General features: G+C 60.0%; 28 protein-coding genes and 5 pseudogenes. 6 read left to right on the top strand and 27 right to left on the bottom strand.

Features of this window, described 5'->3' with window-relative positions:
- Nucleotides 1-23: 23 nt before the first annotated feature.
- From V1292_RS25640 to V1292_RS25555, 18 genes are all read right to left on the bottom strand, one after another.
- A complete protein-coding gene (locus tag V1292_RS25640) occupies nucleotides 24-197 on the bottom strand; it encodes a hypothetical protein (protein ID WP_334375412.1) in 174 nt (57 codons plus the stop codon).
- A complete protein-coding gene (locus tag V1292_RS25635) occupies nucleotides 198-395 on the bottom strand; it encodes a hypothetical protein (protein WP_334375411.1) in 198 nt (65 codons plus the stop codon).
- Nucleotides 392-865, bottom strand: coding sequence for a hypothetical protein (locus tag V1292_RS25630; protein ID WP_334375410.1), 474 nt, complete (start codon nucleotides 863-865; stop codon nucleotides 392-394). The genes V1292_RS25635 and V1292_RS25630 overlap by 4 nt, the downstream gene beginning before the upstream one ends.
- On the bottom strand, nucleotides 862-1,122 hold the full coding sequence (locus V1292_RS25625; protein ID WP_334375409.1) for a hypothetical protein: 261 nt from the start codon (nucleotides 1,120-1,122) through the stop codon (nucleotides 862-864). The genes V1292_RS25630 and V1292_RS25625 overlap by 4 nt, the downstream gene beginning before the upstream one ends.
- Nucleotide 1,123: 1 nt before the next feature.
- Nucleotides 1,124-2,305, bottom strand: a complete 1,182-nt coding sequence (locus V1292_RS25620) for a hypothetical protein (protein ID WP_334375408.1) — start codon at nucleotides 2,303-2,305, stop codon at nucleotides 1,124-1,126.
- A gap of 25 nt (nucleotides 2,306-2,330) precedes the next feature.
- A complete protein-coding gene (locus V1292_RS25615) occupies nucleotides 2,331-3,404 on the bottom strand; it encodes a hypothetical protein (RefSeq protein WP_334375407.1) in 1,074 nt (357 codons plus the stop codon).
- Nucleotides 3,405-3,578: a hypothetical protein gene (locus tag V1292_RS25610; protein WP_334375406.1), complete on the bottom strand. Its 174-nt coding sequence runs from the start codon at nucleotides 3,576-3,578 to the stop codon at nucleotides 3,405-3,407. It lies immediately after the preceding gene.
- Nucleotides 3,578-4,591: a phage tail protein gene (locus V1292_RS25605; RefSeq protein ID WP_334375405.1), complete on the bottom strand. Its 1,014-nt coding sequence runs from the start codon at nucleotides 4,589-4,591 to the stop codon at nucleotides 3,578-3,580. The genes V1292_RS25610 and V1292_RS25605 overlap by 1 nt, the downstream gene beginning before the upstream one ends.
- Nucleotides 4,591-5,040, bottom strand: coding sequence for a CopG family transcriptional regulator (locus tag V1292_RS25600; RefSeq protein ID WP_334375404.1), 450 nt, complete (start codon nucleotides 5,038-5,040; stop codon nucleotides 4,591-4,593). Before V1292_RS25600 ends, V1292_RS25605 begins: the two co-directional genes overlap by 1 nt.
- Complete coding sequence (locus V1292_RS25595; protein ID WP_334375403.1) at nucleotides 5,033-5,182, bottom strand: hypothetical protein; 150 nt, start codon at nucleotides 5,180-5,182, stop codon at nucleotides 5,033-5,035. Before V1292_RS25595 ends, V1292_RS25600 begins: the two co-directional genes overlap by 8 nt.
- On the bottom strand, nucleotides 5,179-5,388 hold the full coding sequence (locus V1292_RS25590) for a hypothetical protein (protein WP_334375402.1): 210 nt from the start codon (nucleotides 5,386-5,388) through the stop codon (nucleotides 5,179-5,181). Before V1292_RS25590 ends, V1292_RS25595 begins: the two co-directional genes overlap by 4 nt.
- A gap of 170 nt (nucleotides 5,389-5,558) precedes the next feature.
- Nucleotides 5,559-6,023: a DUF5681 domain-containing protein gene (locus V1292_RS25585; protein WP_334375401.1), complete on the bottom strand. Its 465-nt coding sequence runs from the start codon at nucleotides 6,021-6,023 to the stop codon at nucleotides 5,559-5,561.
- Between the two features lie 83 nt (nucleotides 6,024-6,106).
- Nucleotides 6,107-7,285, bottom strand: coding sequence for an AAA family ATPase (locus tag V1292_RS25580; RefSeq protein ID WP_334375399.1), 1,179 nt, complete (start codon nucleotides 7,283-7,285; stop codon nucleotides 6,107-6,109).
- On the bottom strand, nucleotides 7,282-8,148 hold the full coding sequence (locus V1292_RS25575; protein ID WP_334375398.1) for a bifunctional DNA primase/polymerase: 867 nt from the start codon (nucleotides 8,146-8,148) through the stop codon (nucleotides 7,282-7,284). Before V1292_RS25575 ends, V1292_RS25580 begins: the two co-directional genes overlap by 4 nt.
- A 7-nt stretch (nucleotides 8,149-8,155) precedes the next feature.
- Entirely contained in the window at nucleotides 8,156-8,431 is a 276-nt protein-coding gene (locus V1292_RS25570) for a hypothetical protein (RefSeq protein ID WP_334375397.1), read from the bottom strand.
- Nucleotides 8,432-8,654: 223 nt separating this feature from the next.
- On the bottom strand, nucleotides 8,655-8,849 hold the full coding sequence (locus V1292_RS25565; protein ID WP_334375395.1) for a helix-turn-helix transcriptional regulator: 195 nt from the start codon (nucleotides 8,847-8,849) through the stop codon (nucleotides 8,655-8,657).
- Nucleotides 8,850-8,949: 100 nt separating this feature from the next.
- Nucleotides 8,950-9,477 (bottom strand): hypothetical protein, encoded by a 528-nt coding sequence (locus tag V1292_RS25560; protein WP_334375394.1) that lies wholly within the window; start codon nucleotides 9,475-9,477, stop codon nucleotides 8,950-8,952.
- Nucleotides 9,474-10,946, bottom strand: a complete 1,473-nt coding sequence (locus tag V1292_RS25555; RefSeq protein WP_334375392.1) for a tyrosine-type recombinase/integrase — start codon at nucleotides 10,944-10,946, stop codon at nucleotides 9,474-9,476. The genes V1292_RS25560 and V1292_RS25555 overlap by 4 nt, the downstream gene beginning before the upstream one ends.
- Nucleotides 10,947-11,132: 186 nt before the next feature.
- Here V1292_RS25555 and V1292_RS25550 point away from each other — a divergent pair, with 186 nt between their 5' ends.
- Entirely contained in the window at nucleotides 11,133-11,324 is a 192-nt protein-coding gene (locus V1292_RS25550; RefSeq protein WP_334375391.1) for a hypothetical protein, read from the top strand.
- 188 nt (nucleotides 11,325-11,512) lie between these two features.
- Here the strand turns inward: V1292_RS25550 and V1292_RS25545 are convergent, their stop codons facing one another.
- The 3 genes and pseudogenes from V1292_RS25545 to V1292_RS33960 form a co-directional block, all read right to left on the bottom strand.
- Nucleotides 11,513-11,758, bottom strand: a complete 246-nt coding sequence (locus tag V1292_RS25545) for a DUF2934 domain-containing protein (protein ID WP_334375389.1) — start codon at nucleotides 11,756-11,758, stop codon at nucleotides 11,513-11,515.
- A 230-nt stretch (nucleotides 11,759-11,988) separates the two neighbouring features.
- Nucleotides 11,989-12,126 (bottom strand): annotated as a pseudogene (gene ccoS, locus V1292_RS25540) (cbb3-type cytochrome oxidase assembly protein CcoS); the annotation flags it as partial.
- An 18-nt stretch (nucleotides 12,127-12,144) separates the two neighbouring features.
- A pseudogene (locus V1292_RS33960) lies at nucleotides 12,145-12,411 on the bottom strand (copper-translocating P-type ATPase); the annotation flags it as partial.
- A 618-nt stretch (nucleotides 12,412-13,029) separates the two neighbouring features.
- Between V1292_RS33960 and V1292_RS33955 the strand changes: the two are divergent.
- The 5 genes and pseudogenes from V1292_RS33955 to V1292_RS33945 all read left to right on the top strand — a co-directional run.
- Nucleotides 13,030-13,137 (top strand): annotated as a pseudogene (locus tag V1292_RS33955) (PEPxxWA-CTERM sorting domain-containing protein); the annotation flags it as partial.
- Between the two features lie 281 nt (nucleotides 13,138-13,418).
- Nucleotides 13,419-14,192, top strand: a complete 774-nt coding sequence (locus V1292_RS25530; protein WP_334375387.1) for an FkbM family methyltransferase — start codon at nucleotides 13,419-13,421, stop codon at nucleotides 14,190-14,192.
- Nucleotides 14,193-14,924: 732 nt separating this feature from the next.
- Nucleotides 14,925-15,023, top strand: a pseudogene (locus tag V1292_RS33950) (PEPxxWA-CTERM sorting domain-containing protein); the annotation flags it as partial.
- Between the two features lie 106 nt (nucleotides 15,024-15,129).
- Entirely contained in the window at nucleotides 15,130-15,441 is a 312-nt protein-coding gene (locus V1292_RS25520) for an H-NS histone family protein (protein WP_334375385.1), read from the top strand.
- A gap of 686 nt (nucleotides 15,442-16,127) precedes the next feature.
- A pseudogene (locus V1292_RS33945) lies at nucleotides 16,128-16,223 on the top strand (PEPxxWA-CTERM sorting domain-containing protein); the annotation flags it as partial.
- A 52-nt stretch (nucleotides 16,224-16,275) separates the two neighbouring features.
- Here V1292_RS33945 and ccoS (V1292_RS25510) read toward each other — a convergent pair.
- The 6 genes from ccoS (V1292_RS25510) to V1292_RS25485 all read right to left on the bottom strand — a co-directional run bounded on the left by ccoS (V1292_RS25510) (nucleotide 16,276) and on the right by V1292_RS25485 (nucleotide 21,866).
- Nucleotides 16,276-16,461, bottom strand: coding sequence for a cbb3-type cytochrome oxidase assembly protein CcoS (ccoS, locus tag V1292_RS25510; RefSeq protein ID WP_334375383.1), 186 nt, complete (start codon nucleotides 16,459-16,461; stop codon nucleotides 16,276-16,278).
- Nucleotides 16,461-18,653, bottom strand: coding sequence for a heavy metal translocating P-type ATPase (locus tag V1292_RS25505; RefSeq protein WP_334375382.1), 2,193 nt, complete (start codon nucleotides 18,651-18,653; stop codon nucleotides 16,461-16,463). Before V1292_RS25505 ends, ccoS (V1292_RS25510) begins: the two co-directional genes overlap by 1 nt.
- Nucleotides 18,654-18,740: 87 nt before the next feature.
- Complete coding sequence (locus V1292_RS25500) at nucleotides 18,741-19,238, bottom strand: FixH family protein (protein WP_334375381.1); 498 nt, start codon at nucleotides 19,236-19,238, stop codon at nucleotides 18,741-18,743.
- 20 nt (nucleotides 19,239-19,258) lie between these two features.
- Nucleotides 19,259-20,722: a cytochrome c oxidase accessory protein CcoG gene (ccoG, locus tag V1292_RS25495; RefSeq protein WP_334375380.1), complete on the bottom strand. Its 1,464-nt coding sequence runs from the start codon at nucleotides 20,720-20,722 to the stop codon at nucleotides 19,259-19,261.
- A gap of 99 nt (nucleotides 20,723-20,821) precedes the next feature.
- The gene (ccoP, locus tag V1292_RS25490) at nucleotides 20,822-21,694 is read right to left on the bottom strand and encodes a cytochrome-c oxidase, cbb3-type subunit III (RefSeq protein ID WP_334375379.1); all 873 of its coding nucleotides are present in this window, start codon (nucleotides 21,692-21,694) and stop codon (nucleotides 20,822-20,824) included.
- A gap of 7 nt (nucleotides 21,695-21,701) precedes the next feature.
- The gene (locus tag V1292_RS25485) at nucleotides 21,702-21,866 is read right to left on the bottom strand and encodes a cbb3-type cytochrome c oxidase subunit 3 (RefSeq protein ID WP_334375378.1); all 165 of its coding nucleotides are present in this window, start codon (nucleotides 21,864-21,866) and stop codon (nucleotides 21,702-21,704) included.
- Nucleotides 21,867-21,889 lie beyond the last annotated feature (23 nt).

Below are 21,889 nucleotides of genomic sequence, written 5' to 3'. Positions count from 1 at the left end.
CCCTGACCCACTCCATCATTCCCTCAATGTAACGTGTGGCCGCAATGGCAAAGATTGGTTTCGAAGTCTTCGAGCGCCCACCTCGCTTCCTGCAGGCTCACGCCCATCTGCTCCGCGATGCGCTCGACAATGCGTTGGCGCTCACCGTATCGCGCCATCACTTCGGGATCGGTGATGCCGTCAAGCAAGCCGGCCATTTATTCTTGCTCCAGGTTCAGGATCGCTTGGCATTGGCATCCAAAGCTTCGATTCGTGATGATGTTGCGCAGCACCTGCAGGGGAACGCCCGGCGTCTTTGCCGCCAGCTCCTCGGCCTTCGCATCAATGAAGGCGTCGGCTTCCGCGCGGATTTGTCTGATCCGATCCTCGAGGGACGGTGTTTTTTGCTTGATCATGATGCCTCGCTATAAGCTGGCCCCCAGCAGAACCAGCGCTGAATATCGTCAAAAGTATTCCGCAGAACGCCGGCCTCGTTCTGCGCCTGCCTCACAACCTTTTCGCGCCGCGCTTCATGCGACGCTACATAGGCTTGCAAGTCATAAGGCATCGACGTGAAGCGGTGCTTATGCTCCTTCGGCCAGGAGCGCGGCGGATCGATCGGAGCAATGGCGTTGAGCGCTGCCCCCACCGGGCCGCCGGCTGTAGGATCGGCATAGCCTCTGGCGAGATAGGTCTTCGAGATCGCCGCGACCGTCGCCGCAATCTTCTCGATCCCGAGCGCTTGCGACTGCATGACGAACGTTGCGATGTCGGCCGGCGCCAGCGGCATCGGACGGACGCCCTTCAAGTCGCACCAGTGCAGGAAGACATCGAGGGCAGGATCACCGAGCGGGTTGGAGATGGCCCGGAGAACGGGGTTCGTCATCGGCCAGCCTTCATCAAAGCCTGATGGATGGCCTCCATCCTCGCCCGCAAGCCAAAGTTTTCGGCAGTCTCACGCGAATTGTCGCCCTCATACCCGCCGCCATCACGCTCACGCTCGATGTCCCAATCGGTGAGCATTTGCGCCCGCTGCTTCTGATCGTAGACCGCGAACACATTCGCAAGGCGCTCTGGATCGGTCTCGACGCCGAACTGATTTCGAACTTGAACCCTGGTTTTCTTTAGGAAGCTATCGGTCATGTCATGCTCTCCGTAGTGCTCCGATGAGTGAACCAAGGTCTTTCGCGTCACCATTGCCGCTGGCGATCTTGGCCCTCGCTCTCGCGGTTCTGGCATCTACGCTGGACGCCTGCCGTTCTGCCGCAGACGCGGCAATGCCCGGCCTCTGGACCTGGGGTGCGGGTTTGGCTGCAGCTACGGCAGCTTTCGCCTGCTGAATTTTGCGATACTGACCCGCCTCCCAGATGGTGCGACGCGCCTCCGCTGTCTGGAGCACCGGGTTAGCCTTGAACACCGACATCATTTGGTGCCGCGGTATTCCGTGCTCGGACAAGTAGGTGATTGTTGCGTCGTTGGCCGCGTCGGCCGCGGCTTTGTCGCCGCCGAACATCTCATCGAGCCGCGCATCCTCGGCCGTTACAGTGGCCTCGAACTGCTGGTGTTGGACATAGGCCTGCTGTTGCTGAACTTGTTGCTGCGCCTGCTGGATAGCGCCCCACTTCTGAAGCGTATCAGCGACAAGGTTGGCTCGCACGGGATCGACCTGAGCAAGGCTCTGGATCGCCTGCGGCCAAAGCTCAAGCGGCATTCCGTCGAGCTGCGGCGCGAGCGCTGCCACGGTCGCCTGAAGCATCTGCTGGCCGGCCTGCAGGGCCTGCGTGTACTCGCCCTTGACCGTTTCCGCCCTCAGTAGCTCCTGTTCGATCGCCTCGCGAACCTGAGGGTGTTTCAGCGCCTTGTGAACTTCGGGATCGAGACCCTCCGGGACCGGTTCGCTGTCGGCAGGTTGCGAAACCTGTGTCTCCTTCGGCTGCTGCTTCAGGATTTCCGGGTTCAGCTCTGGTGCAAGATGAGCCCGCAAGTTGTCAGCCCACGCCGCAATCTCGGCTTGGTTGACCACCTCGACCAGGGAATCATGCGTTCTACGCTCTTCGGCAATCGCATCGACAAGTTGAGCCTGCGAAAACGCCTGCTTCGGCTCGGTGTCGTCCGGATCCGTCAACCCAAGGACAGGCTCTGGCTCGGCATTGTGCCCGCGAAGTTCTGCCAGGCTCTCGCCAAGCTCTTTGGCGTCCTCGGGACCCTTCTCTACTGGCTCCTCTACGTGTGGAATGTAACCAGCCGCAGCCTCGGCCGCGCGCTCACCGACCAATGGCTCGGCGCTGGTGAATTGGCCGGCATCGTTTCGATTTTCATCGCTCATTTAGAATCTCCAATGGTCTGCATGATCACCTCACCCTGCGCGCCCAAAGCCGGCCGTATGCACTGGCCGTACTGACGGTGAAATCACTCCGCGCAACCAAGTAGATTGTCGTCGTCGAGGAAAGGCTCTTGCGAACCGGGCCAATGGTGAAGCCACCCATCTCTGCTTGAGGGACAAGCCCGCCGGACCCAAAACGCCAAACGAAATAGTTGCCTTGCGTGTTATCCAGTGTCGCGCTTGTGCTGGAGATGCTCGACAGTTGCGTCGTTACGTTTGTCGTGCCGTCGTAATTGTAGGTGATGGCGCCGAAAACGTCCCAATCGCCAGCCGTTAAGCTGATGGATGTGACATTCGCGTTGGTGGCTGTCGTGAGTGATACGGCAGAGCCCGATGTAACGGTTGATCCGATCAGCTCGCCGACCTCACCAGCCGACGCGGCATCGTTAGTGGCCGTGCCGTTCATGTGCCCGTTTGTGCGGGCGGCGGGTAGCGTGCCAGATGTGAGGTTACTGGCGCTGCCGGCCGTGAATGTGCCTGCGGTCAGGCCGGATGCAGTGCCTGTCAGATTGGTCGCAACACCAGACGAAGGCGTTCCCAACGCGCCGTTAAACGTGACGAAGGCGCCGGCACTGCCGACATTGACCGCAAGCGCGGTTGTTACTCCCGTGCCCCATCCGCTGATGGCCGTGAAGCCGATCTGAGCATAGACCGGATCCAGATTTTCACCCTGCGAGATCAGCGGCAGGCTCGAGTTGCCAACCGTTCCGTTCAAGGTGGTAATTGCCGAAGTGCCCTGACCGAGCAAAACACCGTGCGCCGTGTGTGTCGCTGCTCCAGTGCCGCCGCGAGATACTGCAAGCGTGCCGGTCCATCCAACAGTAATCGAGGTGGCCTTGAGGAGTGCCGTTGTCGGCGTTCCGCCAAGCGTAATGGTTACGTTGGTATCGTCTGTCTTGGTGAGCGCGGCCGGGCTTGTGATTTCGGAAGCAGCGATGCTTCCTGTAATGGTGTGGTTGGCGTCCCATTTCGGACCGTCAACGAGATAGTTGGGATTGGCCGCCGCTCCCGTCAGGGTCGCGTGTGTGATCGTGAGCGCCATTTAGGGAACAACCGTCCAGGTTTCGGACTGCTCGGTCTTCGCCGTCCAGGCGCCGGCCGTATAGGTGTCAAAAACCGCCGGATCGAACACGGCGGGATCGAACACGTGCGGGCGACTGCGGTGGGTGTTGTCGGTCCACGTCTCGGACTGCTGCGTTTTCTCAGTCCAGGGCATCAGGCAATCCTCATGATGCGATTGCAGATGATCGTCGGCTGCACGGTTCGATGTGCTGCGCCGCCCGTATTAGTCGAGGTCATACTGTTTGACGCGCTGAACGAATTGGCGCTGCTCTCAATCGAATTGTTTGTCTGATAGGGGAAATAGAGCGTTCCCGAGCTGGGACCTGGCGCATAGAGCCATTGGTTACCGTTCGCCGTTGGCACATAAAGATTGCTGTTCCCGGCCGGATAAACGGTCACAGTGCCGCTTACTGAAATCGACGGGATTTGGCTGGCACTCAATGTGAGGGATTCGGCACCACCCGTTGCGCCAAGCGCAGTCGAATTGCCGCCGAAATAGGTCGAGGTCAGAAGCGAGGCCGAACTTTCCTTCTGAACGGTCACACGCCCTGCAGGATTAGGCAGATTGAACGTGGTCGATCCATCGCCGACACCGTATGTCGTGCCAATGCGTGTAAACAGGGTGGCATACGTGGTTCGCGAAATCGCCTGCCCGGTCGGGATCACGAACGCCGAATTGGGCGCGGTCGGGCCCCAATACTCAACGCTCGCTCCAATCGGGATGGCGTAGATCGAACTATCAAACGAATGTAGAAGCCATTCATCTGATGCAGTTCGGAACGTAGCCTGATACAGCGAGCCGGAGATCAAGACACCAGACGGAAGATCCACGCCCGTCAGAAAACGCAGCGGCTTTGCAGCCTGGCTATCGACCGAGAGCGTAACCGCGCCCGTGTTGGTCGTGCCGGGCGTGAATTGGATCGTGTAACCATTTCGGTTCTGTCCATCCTGGATTTGATTGCTGACAATGGTGTATGCGGTCCCCGACCCACCCGTGACGATGATGCTCGAGATGTCATCGCGCCACTTCGCGACGGAGGCCATAAGAGCCCTCGCGCTGTCGTTCACCGTGCTTGGCGCCTGCCCCTCGCTCCATCCCACCGCCGGATCGGCTGTCGCATTCGATGCCGCAGTCTGCGACCAGCTTATAACGCCGCCTTGCGCCATCAGACTGCCTCCAGCGATTTGAGAACCACCGGGTATTCGCAGCGGACGTGATCGCCAGCGATGGTGATCACCGGCTTCTCGCGCCAGTGCAGCGCCTCAATGAATGACTTGCTGTCGAAGTGTTTCACCGGCAGCCAGGTGCGTCCCAAGGCTTTCTGGTCGTCCATCTCGTTCGGATTGGTCGCGAAATAGCTGACGGACTTGATCTCGTCGCCGTCGATCCAGGCCCACCGTTCCCGGCCCTCCAGAGAGTCGTACAGCGCGCCTGCCGTGGGGCTTGGCTTGGGAGTCGGATCAAAGCCATCCGCACGTAGGCCCGCCAGAAGGGCTTGACGGACGTATTCAGACGGCTTGCTGCCCCTGGCCCTTGCCGCGCGATCGACCAGCGCAGTGATCTCGGGCTGGCAGCGGATCATGATAGTTTCGGAATAGCGAACGGGATCAGCCATTGGCCTTGGCCTTCGTGATGCGGTAGCCGCGCTGCTGCATGAGCTCGAGTGCGGCTCGAACCTCCATGTCAGACAGTTGGCAAAGGGGCGTGTGGGTCTGGAGCATGCGGGCAAGCTCGCCCAGGTCGGCGGCGGTTATCATCGCTTCCACACCGGCTTGCCTTCAGTGGTGTAAGCGTGCGGCTTACCGCGGGGCCGCTCCCGCTCCGGTACAGAGCCGGTGAAGGCCATGTGGCCGGTGCCCACCGCAGCGCGCAGCGACTTGCGGATCTCAGCGTGCGAGCCCCTGAAGCCGGCGCCAGTGGCGGCAATTGCAATGATGATCTGGTCTAAGTCGTCGTCGGTCATGGTGCGATCCCGGTTTGTGGTGATGGTGCGCCGGGGGGCAACGAGTGCCGGGGTCGCCAAATCAGATGCTTACATTGTAAGGCGAACCGATCTGTCTTGCTACGCAATTTGTACGTAGGATTGTACGCCTGTAGACGTCAGTAGAATTTATCTTTGCTATTTCAGTGCCTTCAAGCGGACGATGTATCCGCCTTGACCTCGATTTGTTTGGCAAAGTGAGAGCGAACCAGTTGCTCCAGGCTCTCGAAGACTTCCACCGGCTGCATGCCCTCAGGCGCGCATTCCTCGATCGCCGCAAGCACGCGCTGAAAGCCAGCCCATAACCGCGGATCGAAGCCAAGCGAGTTGCGCTGCTCCAGCGTGACCGCAACGTCTTTCGGCGCCAGCCGGCTGATTGCCTCTACCAGCTTGGCAGGCTCATTGATCGCCAGGCGGTCCAGGATGCCGGGGCCATCAGTCCGCCACTTCTCCTGCAGATCCGAAACAAACGACTCCACGAGCTTGCTACGGCTGCCCGGAGGCCGTCCTTTCGGATTGCCGCTCTGACCGGGCTTCCACCTGCTTGCAACTTGTTTGTTCACGTCAGTTTCCTTTCTGCCGTACTGCCGTACTTGAGGTGCGGCAAGGTACGGCAAGGTACGGCACACACCCTGCCGTACCCCCACCTCTTAGGGGGTGCGGGGGTGCGGCACGGCAAATAATCGAGGTACGGCAAAACTCACTCATCGGCCGCCACCTTCACAAACTTCTTCAGTTCCCGATGCTCATTCTTTTCCTCAACCACGACGAGGCTGCCGGACTTAATCCAGAAGTCGAGAAGTCCCTTGACCTTCGCTTTGTCGGCCTTGCTGTCGAGGTCTAGTCCAAGCGCCTTGGCAACGGGTTTGCCTACCCACTCCTTTGCTTGGACGTTTTCCTTCCACCTGCCTATGCGGATGGCAGCGGCGCAGCGCTCAAAGTCGGCGCCGGTTACGCCGTCCATGTGGTTGGGCGGCGTCCATGCCGTCACGACGCCGACACTGTCGCCTTCAGGATGGAGGACGGTACTGTTTCCCAGCGAGACCGATTCCAGCTTGAACCACTTGCGTTCGCCGAGTGGCGCCATGTTGGCCTTGCCGTCGTCCACAGAGAAGTAGCGCCAGTGATGATCTACGCCCAACCTCGCCGCCTCGGCCGGCGTCATCTTGTTCAGAACTTCGATGCTTCTGGCCGCGCCGACCAGTGAGCTGGCGCCCCGACCGTCGTCCACCGTGGCCTCATTCCCGTTGGTTTTCCGGATATGATGTTCCAGATTGACGCTGCAGTGCGTTGCGTCGGCGATATCGGCAAACTTCTTGGCAACAGCGTCGATCGCCGGATTGTCGTTTTCGGCAACACGGTGACACGACACGAATGGATCAATGGTCAGCACGTCGATGCCGGCTGATTTGATGCCATCCTTCAGGCCATCAACCACAGGGATGACGATCGTAGTGCCGGTCCTGGATTGCTCCGCAATGACAATCGGGGTGTTACGCCCGCTGTCGGTGAACAGGTGCCCCTCAATTTCCTCCGGCTTGATGCCGTAGTGCAGGCAGATCGCAGCAATCCGGCGATCCGTTTCTTCCTGAGGGTCTTCGCCGTTCCAGTACCAAACTTTGAGCTTCTTGACCGGCCTGACGCTGAGCAATGCGCGACCGCTCGCCATCGCTACGGCCTCAACCATTCGCTTTGATGACTTGCCGCCGCCAGGCGCGCCGAAACCTGCCGAAACGAACTTCCGGATGTAATGCTTTCCGTACAGAAATTCGCGCGGCGCGATCGTCTTGGGGTCGATCCATCTCCATGGCGTGGCCGTGAAAACGATCGGCTCGGGCGCCGGGGCGTCTTGCTCGAATGATTGCCAATGCACGCTCATGCCCGAGCCCTCGCACTCTGGAGGGTACGAATAATCTCCCGGTCCGGCAGGCCCGCGTGTAGCGCCGCGTCAGCAAGCGCTGCGAATGCGCGGTCGCCCTCCGCTGGCGGCACCTCGCGCTCCGTTACCATGTCCACGACGCGCATGGCTCCCCAGAACAGGATCTTGTTCCGATCGCCCTCGCCGGCAGCCGCAACGGTGTTGAGGATGCCCTGAATGCGCGCGATCGGGCTGGCGTCCTGGTTGGTGTTTAACCGTTGAACACTCGCGGGCCGCGGCGGAGGAGCCAACAGCTCGTAAAGCCAGTCAGGTGCGTCAGCGAAGCGGAAGAAATCGAGGGGCTCGGCGATCTCGTACGCCTTGCCATCGGCACGGCGGGAGGGTGGCGCGATGATGTACCCACCCTCCCCGCGCACGTTGATGCCGGTCCGCTTGATACGGCCCTCGCTGTTCGTGATCGGCCTGTCCGGGCGCCATTTGAATAGAAGGTGCTCGCCGCCGCCTGGGGTGAGGTGCGTGTGCGTGTGCTCGCAGCCGTGCTTTTGACGGAGCTCGGCCCAATTCGCCTTGCCGTTAGGATCGCCGGGCTTTTTCGGCGCGTCGGGATCGATTGCCCATACACCGGAAGCCACACCACAAGCCACGCCGATCATAGCAGCGGGCCACCACTCCCACCACTGTTCGATTTGCTGCGCGTCTGTCGTCGCCTTCTTGACGCCGCCAGTGCCGGCAAGCTTGTTGCCTGCTGCGTCTGTGTTACAGCCAACAAGAGGGAATTTGTTGTGAGGGTTGCAAGGGAAAACAGCCCACCCTCGTCGCGCATAATCCAGCGCGTATTCGCAAAGAGATTTGTTTCCGATCATTCACGCCTCAATGCTTAGTTGGCGCGAGGATCGACTCGCTGGTCATGTGTTCATCGGTATCGATGACAAGCACGTTGCTACCCATCGTCGCCGCGACCTCCTTGAGAAATTCGCGTCGAACGGCGCGGTAAGCCTCTAGGAACTTGTGCCGTTGGCGTGCCTTGCGGATCTGCGGCACGTCCGGTGACCATCGAGCCTCAAAAGATTTGCCTGGGTTGCTGCAGAATGTGACGCTGTAGCCATGCGGCAGCGAATAGGCCCGCTCCAGGAATGCAGCTTTCATCGCGCTACCCTCCAGTACCGGATGCCGTCTGATGACGTGCCGCAAACGTCACGGCGAGGTAACGGAAGCTCGCTGCCGAACACGATACAGGCGAGGCGCCATGCTTCAGCTTGCGTCAATGGGCGGGAGTTGGTATCTTCCGAAGTGATCGAAGCGCCAGCCAGATCAGTTTTCGGAGCCCCGCACGCCGCCAGCGTTGCGGGGTTTCCACTGTGAGGCTGCATCAGACCGCAACCTCCGCCGGTTTCCACTCACCGCGCTTCCACGCAGCAACCTCGTCCGCATCCCAAGTGTGAATGCGAATATCGGTCCGCTTCGTGCCCGGCGGGAATTTGCCGGTCTTGATGTGCTTATAGATTGTCGGCTTCGCCAAGCCGGTCTCTTCCATGACAGCCGGAAGCCGTAGCGCCTTTGCCATTTCTGGTCCTCGTCTATGTGGCCGCGTGCGCGGCTACGTGGGTTGACGGGGACTGTCTACGGCTCTTGGTGCAGGGCCGCTCACGCGAGCGATACAGAAATCAAACTTTCTGAGTTTTTCGCATCTTCTCGAATGCGATGTACTCGCCCCAATAGTCATTCACTTTGCGAGGGCTGATCCTGCCCCATCCGAGAGCTGCACACTCCTTTGCAACGTCGTGGCAAACTTGCGAGCGTGTTATGTTACGGGGTCGATATTTCGCCAGAGAGATTAGCCGCCGGCCTTTCGTGTCTAACTCAGGTTTCACCTTCTCATCGAACTTCCGAAACTGCGCAGTCTCCCATTTCTTAAACTCCTGCACCGCGCGGGTGAGTTCGATCCGCCCCGCTCCCTGTTTCTTTAAGGCCTGGATCTTGTCGTACCTTGCTTTTCTTTCGGTCCAGAATTTTTCCTGCAGGTCGCGAATAATCTCCCTGTACGGCTCCGCCTCTGCCCTCTCTAGCGCGGTCTGCTCTGCCCGATCTCGGCGTAGATTCTCGCACATCGAACCGATGGCTATCCGCTGCAAGAAATTTGGCGTTGCTGGCTTGCGACCTTGCCCTCTGCCGGCCCCGCCGCGCCCGCTCATGTGCGCCCCCCGATCGCCACAACGTTGTCGCCGCCGACTGCCTTGCCGGCACAGAACTTGGCCCATGCCTCCATCATCTGGCGGCGCCGCTCAACCATGCTGCCGCGGCGGTATGCGGCCTCCACCTTGTCCGAAACCGTATGTGAAAGAGCCACTTCCGACATTTCGTTGGGGAACGAAGTCATGTCGCTGCACCAGTCTTTGAAGGTCGATCGGAAGCCATGCACCGTCGCGTAGTCGGGCGAGTAGCCCATGCCCTTCAGCAATTCAGACATGGCAGCGTTCGACAGGCCGGCGCCTTCCTTGCCGCCAGGGAATAGATAGTCGCCCTCCTCCTCAGTATCGAGCGCAGCCAGCGCTGCTTTCGATAGCGGAATGACGTGATCCTTCTTGCGAGCGCCCTTCTTGCCCTTCACCCGCTCCTTCGGGATCGTCCACAGACTATCCTTCCGGTTCAGCTCCTTCCGGGTCGCGCCGATCGTGTCGCCGGTACGGCAAGCCGTCAGGATGGTGAACTCCAGCGCCCGAGCACTGGAACCTTCCTTGGCCCGCAGCTTCGCCATGAACGCTGGCAGCTCGGCATAAGGCATGGCCGGATGATGTTCGACCGGCGCAACCTGAGACTTGGCCGGCAATAGCTGGTCCAGATGGCCGACCCAGCGCGCGGGGTTTTCGCCATTCCGAAGACCAAGCGCTTTGGCGCGGTCCAGAACCTTCTCGATGCGCCCGCGGATCCGATTGGCCGTCTCGGTCTTCTCGTTCCAGATCGGCTGCAGGATCTTCATGACGTGCGCCGTCTCGATGGCGCCGACATCCAGCCCGCGGATGGTCTTGCAATAGTCGTGCTCGGCCGGTTTGCCCTTCGGATTGATGCCGAGCAGCGTCATGCGCCATTGATCGGCGTGCTTGGCGTTTTTCCAGCCCGCCTTGTGCGCTTCGATGTAGCCCTCGGCGCACTCCCCGAACGTCAACGCCTTGGCGGCCTCAGCGGCCTGCGCAGCCAGCCTGGCGGCCCGTTCGTCAATCGGGTCCACTCCATCCTTGACGAGAGCATAGGCCGCGCTGCGCTTCTCTCTGGCCTTCTTGAGGCTGACCAGTTCGAAATCCCCCAGGCCCATCTTCCGAGCCCGGCCGGCGATCATGTACCGGAAAACCCAAGCTTTGGTGTTGAAGGAGCTAACTTGCAGGCAAAGCCCGCCACCGTCGCTGTAAAGTCCGGGCTTCAAGCCCTTCTTTTGGGTGAACTTCTCGGAAAGCAGGTTCAGGCCGCGCGCCATATGATGTCTCCGATCAAACAAATCTACGTACAAATATGACGTAGACGCACACAGAATGCAATAGGCAACTAGATACTGTGAATTTCGCGATTTCCCTGCTATTGTAGGGTTTCGTAGACGTTGGCAGACCGGAGGAGATGACGATGCAGCGGACACCCCTTCCGCCAGTTTCTTTTTGTCCGGCCCGGACACATAGGTAACGGATCGTACCAAAGACTTAGGTGACAACCTCGAGCCGAACGGGTTGTCGAGGGGTTACAGGGTTTTCTGCTCCCGGTCGAAGTATCCCAAATCATACGCGGTCGAGTCAGTCGCGCGCGTGTTAGAGCCGAGTGGCGAATTTGGGAGAGCGCTGGCCAGGCTGGAAAGCAAATCGCGATGCACCCCGCTTTGAAGCGGGGCTTTTCAGCGATCTACGGCTACACCAGCGACGAAGGCGGAATTCGCCATGCCCTTCTGGATTCGGGCGAAGCCGCCGTTGATGAAGTCGATGCAATTTTTTTCATTGGCGCGTGCTCTTCGTTTGTCAGTTACCTGATTGGCAAGGCACGCGTGGCGGGGTTGGCGTGACGCGGGTTGGTCTCGCATCGACTGCATTCCTCGAGCCAAGCCAGCCCGCCGTTGAGGCATTGACCGATCGTTGGCAACGGCTGGGCAGGCCCACCGTAGCCCTTCTTGCGAAGCCGACCAGGCCTGCCCCCTCGGCACGGTCTGCCTCCTGTCGTCGTTACGGTCCGCGTGACGATGCTCGCATGGAGCTATGCGGCGCGGGTTTTGCTTTTTCCGGATCGGGCGCCTTTTGCCTTTTTAGCGGATTTCATCGCAACTAATCCCGTGTCGGTGGGCGCGGCAGCGGGAGCGTTGCTGCCTGAGCTTTCAACCGATGTCGTGAGAATTTCGCGTTGAGCATTGAGCCAATAATTGTCTGCCTGGCCCTCGGGTTGACCGTCGGCGATCCAGAGGTAGTAGGCGCGTTCGCGAATGGCTTCGTCCAGATTTGGCATGGGAGTCTCCTTTTATGATGCGCCCAGCCCCGGCAGGCAAAGTCTTGCCCTCGTAAGGTTAACGAAATCTTACCCGCCGGTTAGATTGCCTAGTCGGATTGCGATCAGCAGGTGTCCTTGAAGCGCGTCAAGATATTTGAGCGGGCGAAGTCGTCTTTCCGAACAGCGGGTATCGAATAGCGCCTAGCGGCGTCCGGTCCTGGTCGAAGGTACCGGCTCTTCCGCAAAAGCTCGTCATCAGCAATCGCGCGCCAGCCTACCCCTTCGAGGTCGTCGTACTGACCGTTCTTGAGCGACCAGAGAAAACCCATCAGGCCGATGGCGCCGAGCGTGAGTGCCAGCGGTACGAGGAATACCAAGACTTCCATCAGCCAAACTCGCTGGCGCCGCGATGCGCGCAGCGCGTTCAAGATCACCAGCAGCGACGAACCCGACATGGCGGCGGCAGCGACCAGCGGCGTGGCGAGGCCTGGGATTGCGAGCGGCACGGCAAATAAGTTGTAGCCTGCTGCCAGCCAAAGATTCTGCCGCATCAACCGCAGCGCTTTCCGCGCGAAGCCGATGGCCGCGCCGGCAGATACAGAGCCTGAGTCGCGGCTATCTGGTGTCCGCTTTGAGTGCAAGCTGATATGCCGGCACGCCAGCGCCCCAGCGACAAGGGACGTTCACAGCCGCACTGCATTGACCAATGATTAACAAACTGTAATAATCTATTTAATTCACGAATCTTTGGGCCGGACAGTAATTTTAGTCTAATGAATTAAATGGGGGTAATTATGATCAAGTCGAGATTCAAGCGAGCTTTGTTGGCGTGCGCGATGTTTGCGGGGCTTGCCGGTGCTTCCACCTCTGCCCAAGCCGTTGTGGTGGAGGCGTTTGCAAACAGCAGCTCGGGCGGTGTCGGCAGCTCAACGGGCTTCTTCCTGACTATCGGTCAGGCATTTACCGTGAATGTGGATATCAATGACCTTTGGAACGCCGGTCCCCTGCCACGCTGGTCGAACGCGGACGGACTAACCGGGAATCGCTTCGCAACTGGAACCGATGAAAGTGGTGAAGTGGCGGGGACGCAAATCGGAGCTGACTTTGGGATTTGGACTCAGGGTGGTCTCAGCGCGGCCTATGGCACATTGGTAGGCAAAATAGGATCCGGTAACTTCTTCGAAATTGGAACATCGTTCGCAGGCACGGCTAATGCGAACGGCGAACTCAAACTCTATTATTGGGATTCAAACAATTTCGATAATGCGCAGTTCGTGACGGCCAACATCTCTGCGGTACCAGAGCCGTCCACCTGGGCCATGATGATCCTTGGGTTCGCCGGTGTTGGCTACCTCGCCTACCGCAGGCGTATTCAGGTCGCTCTTACCGCAGCGTGATCAACCAGCCGGCCCCGATCAGAATGCCGAGAGACCGCCTTCGGGCGGTCTTTTTGTTTTGGGTGCCTGATCGCGGCCGCCAGATGCAGAGTCTGAAATAGCTTGCGTTTGTGTCGCGTCGCCGCGCGCTTCGGAGGTACGATGATCTCCTCGGAAAGTCGATCAGGTTGAAGTTCTCGCTATAAACCAACATCGCGAGGTTGACTTGAAACCTGCTCCCCCGAAAGCGCCTAGCCCGGCAAATCAAGCTGAGCTAGCCTTTAGGTTTTTAAGGGGGGATAATGAAAAGCCTTCTTAAGACCTTTATTGAAAAGGCCGGCTACGAGATCCGGCGAAAACAGCCGTCGCTGCCGCTGCAGGTGCTGGAAATGCTAGCCGAACAGCGCAACGATCCGACGCGGGACAAGTCGGAGACGCGTTTCTGTCGCTACGCGCTGGAAAATCTGTCTATCTCAAAGTCACAGATCTTCCAAGACCTGTTCGTCCTGCAGGCCCTCGAAGAGAAACGAAACGGCTACTTCGTCGAATTCGGCGCGGCTGACGGCGACTTCTTGTCGAATACGGTCCTGCTCGAGCGAAATTACGGTTGGCGCGGCATTGTCGCCGAGCCGGGCCGAAACTCGCATGAGCGGCTCAAAAATAATCGGCGGTGCATTATCGACCTGCGCTGCGTATGGACTGAAACCGGCAAAACCCTCACCTTTTCGGAAAATCCCGAGCCGGAGCTCTCAACGATCGCCTCGTTCCGCCCGCACGCCGACCAGGCGCAATCGAGGGAATACGCGGTCGAAACGGTATCGCTGGATGATCTCTTAGAGCAACACAAAGCGCCTGAGCTGATCGACTATCTCTCGATCGACACCGAAGGATCCGAGCTGCAGATATTGCGCGCCTTCAACTTCTCCCGACGCAAATTCAAGATCATCACCGTCGAGCACAACTACCGAGCGTTCCGCGATGATATCTTTCGGCTTCTGACCTCCAAAGGCTATCAGCGCGTCCTGGAGCGCCTGACAATGTTCGACGATTGGTACGTGCTCAACGATCATAGCTGAGCACTTCTTGACGCGCCAAGTCCACGTTGTTCACGCGGCGGAGTTCAACTCCCGAGGGGCTCGTGATCGATGCGACTGCCCGGAAGATCACGGACGACTCGAGACCGAAAATGCGGGGGAATTTATTGTCTATTTAATTTTCCCGCTTGCCTAGTTTCGACAAATGCGTAATAAATGATAGATTAATAAAGGGGTGCTTTCATGAAAATTTGGACGCCTTTAATTGCAGCCGCCGCGCTTGTGGCAACAATTCAGACTTCCTCGGCAAACATCGTCCTTCAGGACAATTTTGACAGTTCCGTTGCCCAAGGGAATTGGGCCGGTGATGGCATCTTCCAGTCTATTCCCCAACCCGGTAACGTGCCGGGGCTCCCCTCCGTCGACTTGGTCGGACCGGGGTTCTTCGGCCATTTGGCGTATTCAGGCAACTCGGTGGACCTGGATGGATCCACCGGCAGCGGCAACAACCCCGCCGGACAACTGCAGTCTGTCGCCAGTTTCGGTTTGGGCAACTACGTATTGACCTTCTTCCTATCGGGCAATCAGCGCGGTCAACCGCAGCAGACGACGACTGTCAGCTTGGGCGGCCAGTCGTATTCAATTACGCCAACTGAGAACGTGTATAACCAATACACCCTCACCTTCACCGGTGTTTCGGGCCAACTCCTGTTCTCGGAGTCGGGGCCTTCCAATCAGCAAGGCAATCTTCTTGATGAGGTCGTGCTGACCGCCGTCCCGGAGCCGTCCACGTGGGCCATGATGATCCTTGGCTTTGCGGGTGTTGGCTACATGACCTATCGGCGGAAGCGCCAGGCGACCGCTCTGGCCTAAGGCCGCGGATCAGTTTCTTGGTGAAGCGCCGCCGCCTCAGGCGGCGTTTCCTTGTAAGACATTCGGTTAGTCCAAATCAGCTTTCACGCTCCTTGCTGGGGGAGACATGAGAGACAGCAAACTAAAGCAGATGTCGCTCGACGACCTCTGGGAGCTGCACGAAAGGATCGGCGAAATCCTGAGTGACAAGATCGAGTATGAGAAGACGAAACTCGAACAGAGGCTCGATCAGCTCGCTCGCAGGGTTAGGGAATTTTCGCCGGCAAATCCGCAGCGCCGTACATACCCGAAGGTAGAGGCAAAGTTTCGAAACCCCGATAATCCGTCAGAGACGTGGTCCGGACGGGGCAAAGCGCCGCGCTGGCTCACCAAACTAATTGCCGCTGGAAGAACGCTCGATGAATTTAGGATTCAATAGTTTGCTGCCACAGATCCTCTTGGGACGCGGTCTCTTTCATTTCCGTGGCTCGTGATCGACCGGCAGGATGACTCGCTAGCGACCTAATCTCGAGTCGCGGCGATCTTCTAGTGGCAGCGGCTTGCACTCAAGCCAATTGGCTTGCCCCTCCCTCGTACGTTCCAGATTGACTCAACCGGCGCGGGAAGGTGGAATAGAGCTTTCGTTGGGAGTTTTGAGTGATGCGTTTTGTAAATTTGATTATCTCTGCGGCTGTTGCCCTATTTTGGACTTCGCAAACCCACGCAGCAATCCAGAATTTTGACATTAGTACACTCGCGGGCTTCACGACCAACGGGGTCGCCGGGACCGGAGGGAATGGCATCGTTTTCATGAGTCCGGTCTATTCCGTAGCGCCCAACAGCACGGTCGATTTCGGGACAGCATTTTTGTACCCAGATGAAATTGACGGCCGGGGCGGCTGTTATTTTTCCAATATTTGTTATTCGCAATATGCGTTTCGGTTCGACTTTCTCAACAGGCCTGAAGATGGCCTGACAAATGCACCATTTGAAAGCGACGGTATATTCTCTTTTGTATTTTGCGATAATGGTATCTGTCCGCCTGCCGAGATAAGGCTGTCCTTCAACATCCCGGCAGATATCCATGCAATCCAGTTTCTTTTTCAGGGCTCGGAACTGGCGATTGCTGCTCCTGTCCCCGAACCCTCCACGTGGGCAATGCTGCTGATTGGGTTCGCAAGCCTGGGATTTGCCGCCTATCGACGATCAGAACTGGTTTGACGGGCCTCGCCACGCGGGCACCGCGAACTCGTCATCGGACCGCCATAGCGCCCTAGCGAGGCCCGCTCCCCGTCGAAGGCGCCCTCTCCTCGAAAACCGGTTCATCATCAGCAATCGCGCGCCAACCGGCCCCTTCGAGATCGTCGTATTGGCCGTTCTTGAGCGACCAGAGGAAACCCATCAGGCCGATGGCGCCGAGCGTGAGTGCCAGCGGCACGAGGAATACCAAAACTTCCATCAGCAAAACTCCCTGGCGCCGCGATGCGCGCGCAGCGCATTCAAGATCACCAGCAATGACGAACCCGACATGGCGGCGGCAGCGACCAGCGGCGTGGCGAGGCCTGCGATTGCGAGCGGCACGGCAAATAGGTTGTAACCTGCTGCCAGCCAAAGATTCTGCCGCATCAACCGCAGCGCTTTCCGCGCGAAGCCGATGGCCGCGACGACGGGTGCAAGGCGATCGCCGAGGAACACCAGATCGGCGGTCGCCTGGCTCAAATGGGTCGCGCTGACCGGTGACATCGAGACGTGCGCGGCTGCGAGCGCCGGCGCGTCGTTCATGCCATCGCCGACCATCAGGACCTTGACGCCCTGCCGCTTCAATTCCTCGATGCGGGCAATCTTGTCCGCCGGCGTGACGCCCGCGCGCCATTCATGAATACCGAGCTGTTCGGCCGCATGGCGTACGGCTGGCTCGCGATCGCCGGACAGAATCTCGACTTCGATCCCGGTCTTGAGAAGCGTGGCAATGGCGGCCGCCGCATCGGGGCGCAGGCGCTGGCGCACGGCGAAGACGTGCCGCGTCTCGCCGTGACGGAAGGCGACGACGGATGCCTCGGGATCCCGGCACAGGATCTCGTTGGCGATCTGGTCCGCGCCGCAGAACGACGGCCTGCCCAGCCGGATTTCGAGCCCGTTGACGAAGCCGCGGACGCCTTGGCCTGCCACCTCCTCAATCCCGGCCAATGGCGTCCTCGCTCCGGAGGCGCGAGCCACCGCGGCGGCGACCGGATGATGGCTGGCAAGCGCGAGCCGCCCGGCCAGTTCGAACACGTCTTTCGGAATATCGATGGCATTGGTGACGTCGAGCTCCGGCAACGTCAGCGTACCCGTCTTGTCGAACACGACACGATCGACTTCGGCCAGCCGCTCGATGGCATCGCCTGAATTGAGCAGCACGCCGGTGCGGAACATGGCGCCCGACACGACGGTCTGCACCGCCGGGATCGCAAGCCCGAGCGCACAGGGGCAGGTAATGATGAGAACCGAGATCGCCGTGACGATCGCATCGTGCCAGGTGGCGCCGATCGCGGCCCAGCCCAGCATGGTCAGGAGCGCGGCCGCATGCACGACCGGGGCATAGAGCCGCGACGCACGGTCGGCGAGTTGCACGTAGCGGGAGCGCGCCTGCACGGCGTTGTCGAGCAGCCGGCTGATCTCCGCCAGCAACGTGCCTTCGGACGCCGCCGATACCCGAACCCGCAAGGCGCCCGACAGATTGAGCGTGCCCGCATAGACAGGAGTGCCCGGCCCCGCCTTCGCGGGCAAGGTTTCGCCCGTGATCAGGCTCTGGTCGATCTTGGACTGCCCCTCGATCACGGCGCCGTCGACAGCAGAGCGCTCGCCCGGACGCAGCAGGACGATGTCGCCAGTCCGCACCGCCGCGATCGGCACGACGCTGATTTCGTCGGCGCTGATGAACTTGGTTGCCGTTTCGGCCTTCAGTGCGGCGAGGTTTCCGGCGACCGCCCGCGTCTTGCGGCGCATGCTTTGATCGAGATAGCGGCCCGCCAGCAGGAAGGCGAGCAGCATCAGCGCGGCGTCGAAATAGGCATGTTCCGCGTGGTGGATCGTCTCCATAACCGACATCGCGAGCGCCAGCACGATGCCGATGCTGATCGGCACATCCATGTTGGTGCGTCGCGCGCGCAAAGCCTGCCAGGCGGATCTGAAGAAGGGCTGCCCCGAATAGGCCGCCGCGGGCAAGGCAATCAGCGCCGACAGCCAGTGGAAGAAATCGCGCTGTTCCGGGATCATGTCGCTGACATTGCCGGACCACACGGGAATCGACAGCATCATGATGTTCATCGCAGCAAAGGCGGCGACGCCGAGGCAGCGGAGCAGAAAGCTCGCCTGCTCCGTCTCGACGGCTTCGGCGCGCACCGGCTCGAACGGATAGGCCTTGTAGCCAAGCTCGGCCAACCTATCGATGAAGCGGGCCGGGTCGAGCGTACCCTCCTTCCATTCCAACGCCACGCGACGGTCGGTCAGGTTGACACGCGCCAGCGTCACGTCCGGAAGCGCGGAAAGGCCGCGCTCGATTTTCGACATGCAGCCGGCGCAATTGACGCCTTCCACGGCCAGATCGATATGCGACAGCCCCGACCCGAGATGCCGGACATAATGTGAAAAGTCTCGCGTCGCCTGCATGATGCGGTCTCTTTATTTTTGCATGATCTTTTCGGAAAACCGGTTTCCACTTTGCGCTAACGCGGCCCTGCGGGTCCGGATCATGCTCTAATTCAACGACACGCGGTTCCTGGACAGAAACAGCCGCTGTCCCGATGCGACGCCCTCGAGCACCAGATCCCATTGGCCCGGCGCAATGGCTTCCGCGCTCCCGCGATAGATGCCGATTCCCACTTCCGCGAGCGCAACGAGCTGATCGGCCCGCCGGTCGGTGGGCCGCTCGAACCGGCCCTGGAATTTCACGCCGGACATCGGCCGGCCGAAATTGTCGCGCGCCTCGATCTGCAGCGTCGCGCCACCCTGCCCGCTGCGTTCAACATGGGCATCGACCTTCCAGTTGCGCGCGCTCTGGGCTTGGGCGGTGGCGATCTCCTTTTGATAAGCGAGGCTGGCGCTGTAGGCGCTGTCGACCTCGGTGCCGGGCAAGGTCTGGATGGCAAGCCGCATCATGACGAGGTTGACGCCGATCACGACGCCGAAGAACGCCACCATCATGAAGAACACCATCCGCCCGGTGATTGGCCTTGGCTGCTGTGCACGGCTCATGTCAATGCTCCTCAGGGACATCACGGCGACACAAAATGATCGGTGGCGGAAGCGACCTCGCCGAGCCCAATATCGGTGACGCGGAAATGCACCGGCACGGATTTTTCGGGATTGTTCTCCGCGGGCGCCGTTACCAAGAGCCGCAGTTCGGTCGTCGTATCGCGTGCCAGGATGATCATGGGCCGATCCTGCGTCACGGAATCGGCGCCGACGACGTGAAGCGTGGCGTTGATGGGACCATCCGCGTCGATCGCGATAACGCGGTCGAAGCCCCGCTTGTTCAGCAGCCGAACAGTGTAGGCATTGCGGATCGATCCATCGGAGAGTTTTACCGCGACCGGATTGCGGTCATGCAGCACGTTGATGTCAAGCAGCGACCGCGTCAGCAGCGCATACAGCATCACCGCGCCGACGGCAGCAATCAAGGCTGCATACGTAATGGTGCGCGGACGTACGATCCGATAGATCGGCGGCTTGCCTTCCTGTCGTCGGTGAATGTTGATGTCATTGTCGTAGCCGATGAGACGGGTCTCCCGGCCGATCTTGGTCATCACCGTGTCGCAGGCATCGATGCACAGACCGCACTGGATGCAGTCGAGCTGCGGCCCGTTGCGGATATCGATGCCGGTTGGGCAGACGGCTACGCATTGATAGCAGTCGATGCAATCGCCGACCGGCTGGCCGAGCGCGCGCAAATCGGTCGCCTTCTTCAGCGATGTGCGCGCTTCGCCGCGGTCGTATTTGTAGGTGACGTTGAGCGCCCATTCGTCGGTGAGCGCGGCCTGAATGCGCGGCCACGGACACATATAGACGCAGACCTGCTCGCGCATCCAGCCGGCGAAGATGTAGGTCGTGGCCGTGAGGATGCCGATCCAGATGTAGGCGATCATCGGCGCCTGGAACGTGAGAAGCTGCCATACCAGCGTCGGGGCATCGGTGAAATACAGCACCCAGGCGCCGCCGGTCCACCAGGCGATCATCAGCCAGATCGAATGCTTCAGTGCGATTTCGCCGGCGCGCCGGAATGTGATGGTGCCCTTGGCGGCATCCTTGCGCATCCGCTCGCGCCGGTCGCCCTCGACCCACCGCTCGACGGCATAGAACAGGTCGGTCCAGACTGTCTGCGGGCAGAGATAGCCGCACCAGATGCGGCCGCCGACCGCGTTCATCAGAAACAGCGTTAGCGCCGCAACGATCAACAGGCCGGTGAAATAATAGACTTCCTGCGGCCAAAGCTCGATGAAGAAGAAATAGAATCGGCTGTTCGGCAGATCGACCAGCACCGCCTGGTCCGGCGCACCCAAACCGCGATTCCAGCGCGCGAACGGCAGCAGGTAATAGACCCCGAGGCAGAACGCCATCAGGCCCCATTTGGTCCGGCGGAAACTTCCGGAGACGCTCTGCGGATAGACTTTCTTGCGGGCCGCATAAAGCGGCCCGTCGTCGTCAAGCTGCAGGTCGGTCGGGTTCACGGTCTTGTTCATGGCTGGGTTGATCTCGCCTCAGGAGTTCACTCTAGACCCAGCCCCGAAGCCGCGTTTGATCCACCTCAAATGGAACGGCGACGCAGCATCGCCTGGCCGCTATTTGCCTCCGCCGAGCGAGTGGACGTAGACCGTCAGCGCCTTGATCGTGGAAGGATCGAGACGACCGACCCAGGCAGGCATGACGCCGGCACGTCCGTTGCTGATGGTTTCGACCAGCGTCGCCTCGTCCGATCCATAGAGCCAAATCTTGTCGGTCAAGTTGGGCGCGCCGAGTTCCTGGTTCCCCTTGCCGTTTTCGCCATGGCATGAGGCGCAATTGTCAGCGAAGATCTTCGCGCCGGCCGCTGCGTTGTAACCCGCAGCCGTCGGCAGCCCCGACAGCGACCTGACGTAGTTTGCGACGGTGACGATCTCGTCCTTCTTGAGGACCCCATCCTTGCCGAACGCCAGCATGGCACCCTCATGCGCCTTCTGATGCCCGGAGCGGGCGCCGAACTGGATCGTCTGCATGATCTGGTCGAGGCTTCCGCCCCACAGCCATTCGTCGTCGTTGAGGTTGGGATACCCCTTCGCGCCTGCGCCGCCGCTGCCGTGGCAAGGCGCGCAATTGTCGCCGAATACCGTCTTGCCCCGGGCGCGTGCGAGCGCCAGCAAGGCAGGATTCTTCTCGATTTCCTCGAGCGAGGCGGCACCGAGTGCGACCATCTTGTCGCCGCGGATTTTTTCCAGATTGGCGAGATCGGTAGCGACCTCGGCGCGGGTGGAGTAATTCCAGATGCCGGTCGTGTGACTCCAGAGCAGCGGCCACGCGGGATAGACGATCCAATAGCCGATCGCCCAGAGAATGGTCAGATAGAAGGTGATCACCCACCATCGCGGCAGCGGAGTGTTGAGCTCCTTGATGCCGTCCCACTCGTGGCCGGTGGTCGCCCTTCCGGAAACGTGATCGATATCGCTGTGTTCGGTCATGATCGGCTCACTCCTCGCGCAAGGGCATTTTCGCCGCTTCGTCGAAGACGGCCTGGTTGCGCGGCCAAAGGGCGTAGGTCACGATGGCGATGAAGATTCCGACGAAGATCGGCGTCCAGACCGATGTAACGAGATCCGACGCGATATTGTGGACGGCGAGAATTGCTTTCATCGTTCTACTTTCTCAGCGAGTTT

This window comes from Bradyrhizobium sp. AZCC 1719 (assembly GCF_036924525.1).
In the GTDB taxonomy this organism is placed as follows: Bacteria; Pseudomonadota; Alphaproteobacteria; order Rhizobiales; family Xanthobacteraceae; genus Bradyrhizobium.
The sequence above is the reverse complement of the archived record's forward strand: the minus strand, read 5'-3'. Positions and strand labels throughout refer to the sequence as shown.